The organism is Actinomadura kijaniata, from assembly GCF_014138665.1.
GTDB lineage: Bacteria > Actinomycetota > Actinomycetes > Streptosporangiales > Streptosporangiaceae > Spirillospora > Spirillospora kijaniata.
On the sequence record NZ_JACJIA010000004.1, the window covers coordinates 434,290 to 446,776 of the forward strand.

11 protein-coding genes are annotated in these 12,487 nt (G+C 72.9%); 1 reads left to right on the forward strand and 10 read right to left on the reverse strand.

Features of this window, described 5'->3' with window-relative positions; all coding sequences use genetic code 11:
- Positions 1-17: 17 nt before the first annotated feature.
- Positions 18-770: a PIG-L deacetylase family protein gene (locus tag HNR61_RS18080; RefSeq protein ID WP_182844305.1), complete on the forward strand. Its 753-nt coding sequence runs from the start codon at positions 18-20 to the stop codon at positions 768-770.
- On the opposite strand, the gene HNR61_RS18085 is transcribed toward HNR61_RS18080, so the two are convergent.
- The 10 genes from HNR61_RS18085 to HNR61_RS18130 all read right to left on the reverse strand — a co-directional run bounded on the left by HNR61_RS18085 (position 750) and on the right by HNR61_RS18130 (position 12,379).
- Positions 750-1,577, reverse strand: coding sequence for an SMP-30/gluconolactonase/LRE family protein (locus tag HNR61_RS18085; RefSeq protein WP_182844306.1), 828 nt, complete (start codon positions 1,575-1,577; stop codon positions 750-752). The genes HNR61_RS18080 and HNR61_RS18085 overlap by 21 nt on opposite strands.
- Positions 1,574-2,719 carry an aldose epimerase family protein gene (locus HNR61_RS18090; RefSeq protein ID WP_182844307.1) on the reverse strand — a complete coding sequence of 382 codons (1,146 nt, stop codon included), beginning with the start codon at positions 2,717-2,719 and terminating at the stop codon, positions 1,574-1,576. The genes HNR61_RS18085 and HNR61_RS18090 overlap by 4 nt, the downstream gene beginning before the upstream one ends.
- Positions 2,716-4,104, reverse strand: coding sequence for an aldehyde dehydrogenase (NADP(+)) (locus HNR61_RS18095; RefSeq protein ID WP_182844308.1), 1,389 nt, complete (start codon positions 4,102-4,104; stop codon positions 2,716-2,718). The genes HNR61_RS18090 and HNR61_RS18095 overlap by 4 nt, the downstream gene beginning before the upstream one ends.
- 28 nt (positions 4,105-4,132) lie before the next feature.
- A complete protein-coding gene (gene mmsB, locus HNR61_RS18100; protein WP_182844309.1) occupies positions 4,133-5,410 on the reverse strand; it encodes a multiple monosaccharide ABC transporter permease in 1,278 nt (425 codons plus the stop codon).
- Positions 5,407-6,945: a multiple monosaccharide ABC transporter ATP-binding protein gene (gene mmsA / locus HNR61_RS18105; RefSeq protein ID WP_182844310.1), complete on the reverse strand. Its 1,539-nt coding sequence runs from the start codon at positions 6,943-6,945 to the stop codon at positions 5,407-5,409. Before mmsA ends, mmsB begins: the two co-directional genes overlap by 4 nt.
- 4 nt (positions 6,946-6,949) lie before the next feature.
- Entirely contained in the window at positions 6,950-8,077 is a 1,128-nt protein-coding gene (gene chvE, locus HNR61_RS18110; protein WP_182844311.1) for a multiple monosaccharide ABC transporter substrate-binding protein, read from the reverse strand.
- A gap of 18 nt (positions 8,078-8,095) precedes the next feature.
- Entirely contained in the window at positions 8,096-9,055 is a 960-nt protein-coding gene (locus HNR61_RS18115; protein WP_182844312.1) for a hypothetical protein, read from the reverse strand.
- Between the two features lie 22 nt (positions 9,056-9,077).
- The gene (locus tag HNR61_RS18120; protein ID WP_182844313.1) at positions 9,078-10,085 is read right to left on the reverse strand and encodes a zinc-dependent alcohol dehydrogenase; all 1,008 of its coding nucleotides are present in this window, start codon (positions 10,083-10,085) and stop codon (positions 9,078-9,080) included.
- Positions 10,082-11,239 carry a mandelate racemase/muconate lactonizing enzyme family protein gene (locus HNR61_RS18125; RefSeq protein WP_182844314.1) on the reverse strand — a complete coding sequence of 386 codons (1,158 nt, stop codon included), beginning with the start codon at positions 11,237-11,239 and terminating at the stop codon, positions 10,082-10,084. Before HNR61_RS18125 ends, HNR61_RS18120 begins: the two co-directional genes overlap by 4 nt.
- A gap of 99 nt (positions 11,240-11,338) precedes the next feature.
- On the reverse strand, positions 11,339-12,379 hold the full coding sequence (locus HNR61_RS18130; protein WP_220509463.1) for a LacI family DNA-binding transcriptional regulator: 1,041 nt from the start codon (positions 12,377-12,379) through the stop codon (positions 11,339-11,341).
- Positions 12,380-12,487 lie beyond the last annotated feature (108 nt).

Sequence of the window (12,487 nt, forward strand, 5' to 3'; positions counted from 1 at the left end):
CGAAGGAGACCTGACCGATGGCGACCGTCGTGGCGTTCCACGCCCACCCCGACGACGAGGTCCTGCTGACCGGCGGCACCCTCGCCCGCGCCGCCGCCGAGGGGCACCGCGTGGTCATCGTCACGGCCACCGACGGGCTGATGGGCCCGGTCCCGCCCGGGGGCGCGCCGCGCCTGGCCGAGCTGCGGGCCAGCGCCGCCGCGCTGGGCGCGCACCGGGTCGAGCACCTCGGCTACGCCGACAGCGGGCACGGCCCCCTGCTCTACCCGGACCCGCCGGACCGGACGCGGTTCGCCCGCGCCGACACCGAGGAGGCCGCGCGGCGGCTCGCCGCGCTGCTGCGCGAGGAGGACGCCGACGTGCTGCTCGGCTACGACGCCAACGGCGGCTACGGCCACCGCGACCACGTCAAGGTGCACCACGTCGGCAGGCGCGCCGCCGAGCTGGCCGGGGTGGGGCGCGTGCTGGAGGCGACGGCGCCCGGGGAGGCCGTCGCCCGCGTCATGCGGACCGCCCGCGCGCTCCGCCTCCTGCGCCACCACGAGGAACCGGACGGCCTCTACACCCCCGGCGCGGCCATCACCCACCGGGTGGACACGCGGCGGTTCGCCCGGCGGAAGCAGGCCGCGTTGGCCGCGCACCGTTCCGTGGTGGACGGGAACGGCCGCGCCTCGGCGGTCGTGCGGGTCCTGGTCCGCCTTCCGGCACCGGTGTTCGGGCTGCTCCTCGGCCGCGAGTGGTTCGTCGCCTCACCCCGGGAAGGGCGGTGAGGGCAGGCCCGCGCCGATGCCGGGGAAGACGAACAGCGCGCCCGCGTGCGGCTCGTCGGCGGGGGCGTCCAGGGCGGCGGTCGTGACGTACAGGTCGCGCAGGTCCGGGCCGCCGAACGCGCACGCCGTCGTGCGGGCGACGGGCAGGTCCAGGACCCGGTCCAGCGCGCCGGTGGGCGTGTAGCGCAGCACCCGGCCGCCCTCCCACACCGCGACCCACACGCAGCCGTCGGCGTCCACGGCCAGGCCGTCGGGGATGCCGGGGCCCGGCAGGTGGGCGAACGGGCGGCGCCCGCCCTCGTCGAGCACGTCGACGCGGCGGGTCGGGCTGTCCACGTAGTACATGAGCCGCCCGTCGGGGCTCCATCCGAGGCCGTTGCTGACCGTCACGTCCGGAAGGACCGTCTCGACCGTCCCGTCCGGATGGATCCGGCGCAGCCGCCCGCCGCCGGGGGCCTCGTCGTAGCGCATCGTCCCGGCCCACAGCGCCCCGTCGGGCGCGACGGCCGCGTCGTTGCCCCGGCAGCCCTCCTCCGGGAACTCCGCCAGCCAGCCGAACGCGCCGTCGGCGTCGTACAGGCCGACGCCGTCGCGCAGGTTCACCACCAGCCCGCCGCCCGCGCGGGGCCTGGCCGCGCCCACGTGCTGCCCGGTCCGGCGCAGCAGGGTGTCGCCGGTGGCGGGGCCGTAGGCGTGGATCTCGCTGGACAGGATGTCCACCCACAGCAGCGTCCCGGTGGTCGGATCCCAGACGGGCCCCTCGCCGAGAAGGGCCCGCCCGGGAACCGCGATGTCCCATTCGGTCATCGGGCGGAGAAGGCGTACGTCGTGGTCGTGTCGTAGGTCTGGCCCGGCCGCAGCACCGTCGAGGGGAACGACGGCTTGTTCGGCGAGTCCGGGAAGTGCTGGGTCTCCAGGCAGAACCCGTCGCCCTGCCGGTACATCCGGCCGCCGGTGCCGACCAGGCGGCCGGTCAGGAAGTTGCCCGAGTAGAACTGGATGCCCGGCTCGGTGGTGTGCACGTCCATCACCCGGCCGGTGCGGGGCTCGGTGACGCGGGCGGCGTGGCGGCCGTCCAGGACGAAGTTGTGGTCGTAGCCGCGGCCGAGCACCATCTGCGGGTGGCCGTCGCGGATGCGCTCGCCGATGGCGCGCGGTTTGGTGAAGTCCAGCGGCGTGCCCGCCACCGGGTCGATCTTCCCGGTCGGGATGAGGGCGGAGTCCACCGGCGTGTACCGCTTGGCGTTGAGCTGGAGGCGGTGGCCGTAGACGTCGCCGGAGCCCTCGCCGGCCAGGTTGAAGTAGGTGTGGTTGGTCAGGTTGACGACGGTCGGCTTGTCGGTGGTGGCGCGGTAGCCGATGCGCAGCTGGCCGCGCTGGGTGAGGGTGTAGGTGACCGCCACCGACAGCTTCCCGGGGAAGCCCTCCTCGCCGTCGGGGCTGACGCGGGTGAGCCGCAGCGCGACCTCGTTCCCCTTCCTGACCGGCTCGGCCTTCCAGACGCGCTCGTCGAAGCCCGCGTCGCCGCCGTGCAGGGTGTTGCCGTTGTCGTTGGCCGGGAGCGTGTAGGTCTTGCCGTCGAGCGTGAAGCGGGCCTTGCCGATGCGGTTGCCGAACCGGCCGATGATCGCCCCGAAGTAGGGGTTCTCGGTCTTGTAGGCCTCGCTGAGGTAGCCGTCCAGGGTCTTGAAGCCGAGCGCGACGTTGCCGGAGCGGCCGCGCCGGTCGGGGACCTCCAGCGACTGCACGATGCCGCCGTAGGTGAGGACGCGCACCCGCATCCCCTTGCCGTTGGACAGGGTGTAGCGCTCGATCGCGGTGCCGGAGGGGAGTTTCCCGAAGGCCTCCTTGCTGATCTGCGGGGCGCGGGTGGCGGCCGAGGCGGGCAGGGCGGCGACGGTTCCGGCGGCGACCAGCGCGGTCGCGGCCAGGGTCGGGATGAGCCTCATGAACGTCCTTCCAGGGGGGAGAGGGAATCGGGAACGTTCTGGTAGACGACGGGGACGAGGAAACGGCGGATCGCGGCGGTGCCCACCGAGGTGTGCAGCGGCGCGGTGGTGGCGGGCCAGGGCCCGCCGTGGTGGATGGCGGCGGTGACGGCCACGCCGGTCGGCCAGCCGTCGAACACGATCCGTCCCGCGCGCCGCCGGACGCGGGCCACCAGGTCGCGGGCCAGCGGCTCGCCGCCCTCGGTGTGGATCGTGGCGGTGAGGGAGCCGGGCATGGCGGCGGCGGCCGCCAGCAGCTCGTCGTCGGTGTCGTACTCGACGACCAGCGACGCCGGGCCGAAGTGCTCCTCCCACAGTTCGGGGGTCAGGTCGCGGGCGGCCACCGCGAACAGCACCGGCGCCGGGTCGCCGGCGGGGTCGCCGGCGGGGTCGTCCGCCGTGCCGGGCACGTCTCCGGCGAGGACCCGCACCTCCGGCCGTTCGGCCAAACCGGACACGCCCGCAACGTACGCCTCGTGGATGCCGGACGTCAGCAGCCGGTTCCGGACACCCTCCTCCACCGGCCGCCGCAGCGGCTCCTCCAGCCCGTGCCCGGACGGCAGGAACAGCAGGCCGGGCTTGGTGCACATCTGCCCGGCGTTGGCGGTGAACGAGGCGGTGAACCCGGCCGCGATCTCCTCGCCGCGCGCCTTCGCGGCGGCGCGGGTGACGAAGACGGGGTTGACGCTGCCGAGCTCGCCGTAGAACGGGATCGGGTCGGGCCGCGCGTTGGCCAGGTCGAACAGGGCGCGCCCGCCCCGCGTCGATCCGGTGAACGCCGCCGCCCGGATCACCGGGTGCCCGACCAGCTCCACCCCCGCCTCGAACCCCTCCACCAGCGCGAACGTCCCCTCCGGCGCCGCGGCGAGGGCGTCGTGGACGAGTTCGGCGGTGCGGCGGGAGGTGCGCGGGTGGCCCGGGTGCGCCTTCACCACGACGGGGCAGCCCGCCGCCAGGGCGGTGGCGGTGTCGCCCCCGGCGACCGAGAACGCGAACGGGAAGTTGCTCGCCGCGTACACCGCCACCGGGCCGATCGGCTCGTTGACCCGCAGCAGCGACGGCTCGCCGTCCTCGGCCACCACGTCCAGGAAGCCGCCGTCCCGGACGAGGTTCGCGAACAGCCGGAGCTGCCCGGTGGTGCGGGCCATCTCGCCGGTGAGGCGCCCGGCGGGGATGCCGGTCTCCTCGGCGGCCAGCTCGACCAGCTCGGCGGCGTGCGCGTCGAGCCGGTCGGCGATCCCGTCCAGGAACGCCGCCCGCTCCGGCAGCGGCAGCGCCGCGAACGGTTCGAACGCCCGTCCGGCCGCCGCGCACGCGGCGTCCACGGTGGTGATGGGGTCGGTCATGTCGTCCTTTCGGAGATCTTCGGACGGGCTAGCGGAGGATGGGCGAGCCGGAGCGGCGCTTGGTCCAGATGTCGAAGGCGACGGCGGCCAGCAGGACCAGGCCCTTGACGAGCATCACGCGCTCGCTGGGCGCGCCGATCAGCGACATCCCGTTGTTGATCACGGCCATGATCAGGCCGCCGGTGATCGCGCCGACGACCTTGCCGACGCCGCCCTGCACGGCCGCGCCGCCGATGAACGCCGCCGCGATCGCGTCCAGCTCGAAGGAGTTCCCGGCGGTGGGACCGGCCTGGTTGAGCCGCCCGGCGAACACGATCCCGGCGATGGAGGCCAGCACGCCCATGTTGACGAACAGCCAGAACACCACCGACTTGGCCTTCACGCCGGACAGCACGGCGGCCTGGAGGTTGCCGCCGACGGCGTAGACGTGGCGGCCGAAGACCGTGCGGCCGGTCAGCAGCGAGTAGCCCAGCACCAGCGCCGCCAGCAGCACCAGCACCCACGGCAGGTTGTGGAACCGGGCGAGCTGCACCGTCACCACCATGACCAGCAGCGCGGCCGCGCCGATCCGCAGCAGGAACACCGGCATCGGGTCCACGGTCTGGGAGTAGCCGAGCCGCGCCTTGCGGGTGCGCCACTGGGTGACCGCCAGCGCCGAGCACAGCGCGACGCCGACCAGCAGGCTGAACAGGTCGGCCCCGCCCAGCGGCCCCAGCCCGACGTTGCCGAGGTAGCTGCCGGTGAACCCGTTGGACAGGGTCCGCACCTCGTCGGGGAACGGCCCGATGCCCTGGTTGCCGAGCACGGTCAGCGTCAGCGCCCGGAACAGCAGCATCCCGGCCAGCGTCACGATGAACGACGGGATCCCGAAGTAGGCGGTCCAGTACCCCTGCCACGCCCCGATCAGCGCCCCGGCGACCAGCGTCACCAGCAGCGCCAGCGGCCACGGCACGTCGTGGTTGACCATCAGCACCGCCGCGACCGCGCCGGTCACGCCGACGACCGACCCGACCGACAGGTCGATGTGCCCGGAGATGATGATCAGGATCATCCCGATCGCCAGGATCAGGATGTAGGAGTTCTGGACGATGATGTTGGAGATGTTCTGCGGTTGCAGCATCGCGCCCTCGGTGAGCACCGAGAACAGCGCGACGATCAGCGCGAGCGCGACGTAGATGCCGCTCTGCCGCAGGTTGATCGACAGGCGCGGCCGGGGCGTCCCGCCGCGCGGCCCCGCCCCGGCCGGGGCCGGGCCGCGGTCCCGGCCGCCGTCCCGGCCGGCCGCGGGGGCGATGGGGCTGCTCATCGGGCGGCCTCCTTCTCCAGTGTCATGTGGCGCATGAGCAGTTCCTGGGTGGCGTCGGCGCGGGCGACCTCACCGGTGATCCGCCCGGCGGCCATGGTGTAGATCCGGTCGCACATGCCCAGCAGCTCCGGCAGCTCCGAGGAGATCAGCAGGATCGCCTTCCCCTCCCGGGCCAGCCGCTGCACGATCGTGTAGATCTCGTACTTGGCGCCGACGTCGATGCCGCGCGTCGGCTCGTCGAGGATCAGCACGTCGGGATCGGTGTGGATCCACTTGGCCAGCACGACCTTCTGCTGGTTGCCGCCGCTGAGCTTGCCGGTGACGGCGAGCACGTCGGGGGCCTTGATGTTCATCTCGGCGCGGTACCGCTCGGCGACGGCGTGCTCCTCGTGGCCGTTGACCCAGCCGCGCCGCGCCAGCCTGCGCAGCGACGCGGCCGAGACGTTCTGCCGGATGTCCTGGATGAGGTTCAGGCCGTACCGCTTGCGGTCCTCGGTGGCGTAGGCGAGGCCGTGCCGGATCGCGTCGCGGACGTCGCGCACCTCGATGGAGCGGCCGTCCTTGAACAGACGGCCGGAGACGTCGGTGCCGTAGGTCCGGCCGAACACGCTCATCGCCAGCTCGGTGCGGCCCGCGCCCATCAGCCCCGCCAGCCCGACGATCTCGCCGCGCCGCAGCGTCAGGGACGCCCCGTCCACGACCTTTCGGTCGTGCTGGACGGGGCTGTGCACGGTCCAGTCCTCGATCCGCAGCACCTCCTCGCCGATCCGCGGCTCGTGCGGCGGGTACCGGTGCTCCAGGTCGCGGCCCACCATCCCGGAGATGATCCGGTCCTCGGTCACCGCCCCGGCCGCCGGGTCCAGCGTCTCGATCATCTGGCCGTCGCGCAGGATGCTGACGGTGTCGGCGACGGCCAGCACCTCGTTGAGCTTGTGCGAGATGATCACGCTGGTGACGCCCTCGTCGCGCAGCCCGCGCATCAGGTCCAGCAGGTGCGCGGAGTCCTCGTCGTTGAGGGCGGCGGTCGGCTCGTCGAGGATCAGCAGCCGCACCCGCTTGGCGAGCGCCTTGGCGATCTCGACGAGCTGCTGCTTGCCGACGCCGAGGTCGGCGATCACGGTGGTGGGGTTCTCCGGCAGCCCGACCCGCTCCAGCAGCCCGGCCGCCTCGTGGTTGGTGCGGTTCCAGTCGATCAGTCCGCGCCGCCGCCGCTCGTTGCCGAGGAAGATGTTCTCGGCGATCGACAGCTGCGGGCACAGCGCGAGCTCCTGGTGGATGATCACGATGCCGAGCGCCTCGCTGTCGCGGACGCCGGAGAACCGGCACTCCTCGCCGTCGAAGCGGATCTCGCCGTCGTAGGAGCCGTGCAGGTACACCCCGGACAGCACCTTCATCAGCGTGGACTTGCCCGCGCCGTTCTCCCCGCAGATCGCGTGGATCTCGCCGCGCCGCACCTTCAGGTTCACGTCGCGCAGCGCGTGCACGCCGGGGAACGACTTGGTGATCCCCGTCATGGTGAGGATGTGATCGGTCATGGGATCAGCCGCCGAGCTGGGCCTGGGTGTAGTAACCGCTGTCGACCAGCGCCGGCCGGGCGTTGTCCTTGTTGACGATCACCGGCTCCAGGAGCTGCGACGGCACGACCTTGACGCCGTTGTCGTAGTCCTTGGTGTTGTTGACGGTGGGCTTGCCGCCCTTGAGGACCGTGTCGGCCATCTTCACGGTCTCGTCGGCCAGCTTGCGGGTGTCCTTGAAGATCGTGGAGTACTGCTCGCCGGACAGGATCGACTTCACCGAGGCCAGCTCGGCGTCCTGCCCGGTCACCACCGGGTACGGCTGCCCGGCGGTGCCGTAGCCGTTGCTCTTCAGCGCCGACAGGATGCCGATCGACAGGCCGTCGTAGGGCGACAGGACACCGTGGACCTTGGCGCCGCCGCCGTAGGCCTTGGTGATCAGGTCCTCCATGCGCTTCTGCGCGGTCGCCGGGGCCCAGCGCAGGATGGCGATCGTCTTGAAGTCCTTCTGGCCGCTCTTCACGACGAGGGTGCCCTTGTCGATGTAGGGCTTCAGCACCGACATCGCGCCGTTGTAGAAGAACGTGGCGTTGTTGTCGTCGGGGGAGCCCGCGAACAGCTCGACGTTGAACGGCCCCTTGGCGTCGCCCTCGGACCCGTCGGGCTTCTTCAGCTTCAGCCCGACCAGCAGCGACGTGGCCTGCTGCACGCCGACCTTGTAGTTGTCGAAGGTGGCGTAGTAGTCGACGTTCTGCGTCTTGCGGATCAGCCGGTCGTAGGCGATCACCGGGATCTTCTGCTGCCCGGCCTGCTCCAGCTGGGTGGTCAGCGCGGTGCCGTCGATCGAGGCGACCACCAGCAGCTTGGCGCCCTTGGTGATCTGGTTCTCGATCTGGCTGACCTGGGTGGGGATGTCGTCCTCGGCGTACTGCAGGTCGACCTTGTAGCCGAGCTGCTCCAGCTTGGACTTGAGGTTGTTGCCGTCGTGGACCCAGCGCTCGGACGACTTGGTCGGCATGGTCACGCCGATCAGCGCGCCCTTGGCGCTGCCGGTGCTCTTCTTGTCGATGTCCTTCTCGGCCGAGCCGCAGCCGGTCAGCGCGGCGCCCAGCAGCAGCGCGGAGGCCGCGGCGGTGAGGTGGCGGAATCGCATGTCGTTCTCCTTCGGGTGTCAGGGGGTGGGAACGGCCTCGGTCGCCGGGAACCGCCGCAGCGGGCCCGGGTCGCGCGAGCCGGGTGGGGACATTCCGCCGCCTGCCCCGAGCCGGGCGAGGGTGTCCAGGACCAGGCGGCCGCGCCGTACCCGCTCCCGCCCGCCGTCGACGGCGAGGGAACGCAGGTGCTGCCCGGCCGGGTAGATGGGGGCCGCGTTGCGCAGCCCGAACTTCAGGTAGATCGGCGCGCCGCAGCGCACCAGCTCCGCGGCGTCGTACATCCGTACGAAGCCGCCGAGGTCGTCGGGGGTCTCGACATAGAAGTCGATCGGCGCGGCGCTCACCGCGCGGATCTCCGCGAGCTGCGCGACGGTGAGGTCGCTGGGCACGTTGAGCGAGTCGCCGCCGAGCATCTCCCACACCGCGAACGAGGCGGGGTTCACCGGCCCGACCAGCGCCGACACCTTGAACGTCACGTCGGCGGGCAGCTTCCCGGCCACGCGCATCCGGTGCAGCGTCCACAGCACGCCCTCGTCGGCGACCAGCAGGCACCGCACGCCGAGCGCGACGGCGCGCTCGGCCTCCTCCACGCACTGGGCGAGCTGGTCGCGGCCCCGGGCGCGCGGCCCGGAGGCGGTGTAGGAACGGCCGCCCGCGCCCGGCTCCCAGGTGCCGCGCGGGCCGAGGAACAGGCACAGCTCGACGCCCCGCTGGTCGCAGGCCGCGACCATCTCGGAGATCTCGGCGTCGGTCAGCATCCACACGCCGCTGCCCTGGCTGATGCGGTGCAGCGGGACGTCCAGGCGCTCGCTCTCGGCGAGCACCGCCTCCAGCACCGCCGGGCCCTCGCAGGACGGCAGCTCGGTCCGCCAGGTCCCGCCGTCGGGGAACGCGGCGGGCGAGGGCGGCACGGTCGTGTCGCGGGCGGGGAACCCGAGGTCGGTCAGGGCGTGTTCGCCGGGAAGTCGGTGGGTCATCTCTTCTTCCTCAGTCGTGTTCTCAGGTCCAGTCGGGGCGGAGCAGGACCTTGCCCGCCTCGGGAGAGGCGCTGAGCTTCAGCGCGTTCGCGAAGTCGGCCAGCGGCAGCTCGTGGGTGACCAGGGAGGCGGGCCGCAGCACGCCCGAGTCGAACGCGCGCACCGCGTACGCCCAGTCGGCCGGGCCCGCACCGAACACCGTGTGCAGCCTCAACGCTCGCGTGACCAGCAATGATGTCGGAACGTGGTCGGCCGGGTCGGCGGGGATGCCGGTCACCACGACCCGGCCGCCGCGCCGTACCAGCCCGACCGCCGCGTGCGCGGTCCCGACCGCTCCGGCGGTCTCCACCACCACGTCGAACGAGCCCTCCCCGGCCTCGCCGGGGCCCAGGAACACCGTCGCGCCCGACGCCAGCGCGGCCTCGCCGCGCTCGCGGCGCGGGTCGATCGCGACCAGCCGCGCGGGGGAGGCGGCCGACAGCAGTTGCAGCGCCAGCATCCCCAGCGTCCCGGTGCCGATCACCGCGGCCGTCTCGCCGGGCCGCAGCGCCGCGTGCCGCACCGCCGCCGCCACCACGGCGGCGGGCTCCAGCAGCGCGGCGGCGCGCAGGTCGGCGTCCGGGCCGAGCACGTGCAGCATCCGCGCGGGCAGCAGCAGATGGTCGGCGAACGCGCCGGGCCGGGTGAAGCCGGTCTCGTCGTACCCGGCGGCGCACAGGTTCGGCGCGCCGTCGCGGCACGGGCCGCAGCCCTGGCAGCCGGGGAAGCCCTCGCCCACCACGCACGCCCCGACCAGCCCCGGATCGGTGTCCGGGCCGACCGCGGCGACCGTTCCCGACCACTCGTGCCCCGGAACGATCGGGTAGTCGGCGAAACCGGCCGGGCGCGCCCCGTCGTACAGCTCCCGGTCGCTGCCGCACAGCCCGGCGGCGGCGACCCGCACCAGGGCCTCGCCCGGCCCCGGCTCGGGAGGGTCGGCGGGGACGACGCGGAACCGTCCCGGCTCCTCCAGCAGCAGGGCGCGGCTCACCGGGTGCCCTTCCCGCGGCGGAAGTGCCAGTCCTCGTCGTACAGGTCGAAGTCGGCGTGCTGCTGCGGGAACTCCGCCACCGCGTCCAGGTCCAGCTCGACGCCCAGGCCGGGGCCCTCGGGCAGGCCGAAGTAGCCGTCCACGACCTCCGGCGCGCCCTTGGCGATCTTCTTGATGGCGGCGTCGGCGAAGTCGTTGAAGTGTTCCAGGATCTTGAAGTTGGGGACGCTGACGCCCAGGTGCAGCGAGGCCATCGTCAGGACCGGGCCGCCCACGTTGTGCGGGGCGATCTGCATGTAGTGGGTCTCGGCGGTGGCGGCGAGCTTGCGGGTCTCGTTGATGCCGCCGAAGTGGCCCACGTCCGGCTGCACGATGTCGGCGGCCTGGAGATCGAACAGCTCGCGGAACTCGATCCGGTCGTGGATGCGCTCGCCGGTCGCGATCGGCAGGTTGGTGTGCGCGGCGACCTTCGACAGGGCCTTGAGGTTCTCCGGCGGGACCGGCTCCTCGATCCAGCCCGGGTTGTAGGGCTCCAGCAGGTCCGCCAGCCGGATCGCGGTGGCGGGGGAGAAGCGGCCGTGCATCTCCACCAGCAGCTCGCGCTCGGGGCCGATGGCGTCGCGGACCGCCTCCACCAGCGCCACCGACCGCATCGTCTCGTCGTGGTCCAGCTCGAACTGGCCCGCGCCGAACGGGTCGAGCTTCAGCGCCTGGTAGCCGCGCTCGACCACCCGCTTGGCGGCGGCGTGGAACTCCTCGGGCGTGCGGTCCACGGTGTACCAGCCGTTGGCGTACGCCTTGACCTTCTCGCGGACCCTGCCGCCCAGCAGCTTCCACACCGGCACGCCCAGCGCCTTGCCGACGATGTCCCAGCACGCCATCTCCACGCAGGCGATCCCGGACATGACGATCTCGCCGGCGCGGCCGTAGTCGCCGTACTTCAGGCGCTTGACCAGGTCCTCGATGTCGAACGGGTCGCTGCCGATGATGTGGCGGCGCGACGCCTCCCCCAGGTAGCCCAGCAGCGCGTCGGTGTGGCCCAGCATGCGGGCCTCGCCGACGCCGGTCAGGCCCTCGTCGGTGTGGACGACGACATAGGTGAGGTTGCGCCAGGGCGTCCCCACGACGTGCGTGCTGATCTCGGTGATGCGCACGGAACCGCTTCCTCCGGTCTATCTATCGGTCGCTAGCTTGTGTTAGCGCTAACATTGAGCCCGGCACGGGGTCGGGCGTTCTGCGATGTGTCGTTGTCGTCAGTCGGCGCGGGCGGCGGTGCTCTCCCGCACCACGAGTTCGGGCTCGACGGTGCGGCGGGGCACGCCCTCCGCGCCGTCGATGCGTTCCAGCAGCATCTGGAAGGCGAGCCGTCCGACCTCGCCGAACGGCTGGCGGACGCTGGTCAGCGGCGGGGCGAAGAACGGGGCCTCGGGCACGTCGTCGAACCCGGCCACGCTCACCTCCCCCGGGACGTCCCGGCCCGCCTCGCGCAGCGCGCGCAGCAGGCCGAGGGCCATCGGGTCGTTGGCGGCGAACACCGCCGTCACCTCGGGGTCGGCGGCCAGGACCCGCCCCTGCTCGTAACCGGAGCGGGCGCTCCAGTCGCCGGGCAGCGGGTCGGGGGCCTCCCGGCCCGCCTCCGCCAGCGCGTGCCGCCACCCGGCGACGCGCGCGTCGGAGTCCACCCAGTCCATGGGGCCGGCGATGTGGTGCACCGTCCGGTGCCCCAGGCTGAGCAGGTGGCGGGTCGCGCGGACCGCGCCCGCGCGGTGGTCCACGGCCGCGACCGGGACCGGCAGGTCGTCGGCCGCGCCGACGGCCACCAGCGGCAGGTCCGGCGGCAGCCGCCGCAGCCCCTCGGCCGCCGACAGGTGCGGGGCGATCACGATGACGCCGTCCACCGACTGCGACCGCAGCCGGTCCACGCCCTCCTCGATCGCGCCCCGCGTCAGCGTCCGCAGGCTGGCGATGGTCACGGTGTACTCGGCGCCGCGCGCGGCCTGCTCGATCCCGTACAGCATCGAGGCCGGTCCGTACAGGGTGGTGTCGAAGCTGACCACGCCCAGCACCCCGGACCGGCCGGTGGCCAGCACCCGGGCCGCCGAGTTGGGCCGGTAGTCCAGCTCCCGCATCGCCGCCAGGACGCGGGCGCGGGTCTGGGGGCGGACCTTCTCGGGGGTGTTGAGCACCCGCGACACCGTCATGGCGGAGACGCCGGCCCGTGCGGCCACGTCCTCCATGACGGCGGCCCGCGTCCGTCCGGCGGGGGCCGGGGACGGGGTGGACGGGGTGCTCATGTGATCTCCTTCACGCTCGGCTCGGTGTGCAGATGTTTGCGCTACCACGACGCCGTGTCAACACCCTGGAAACAACTCGGTGGTAGCGCAAACATCCTTCGTGAGCGG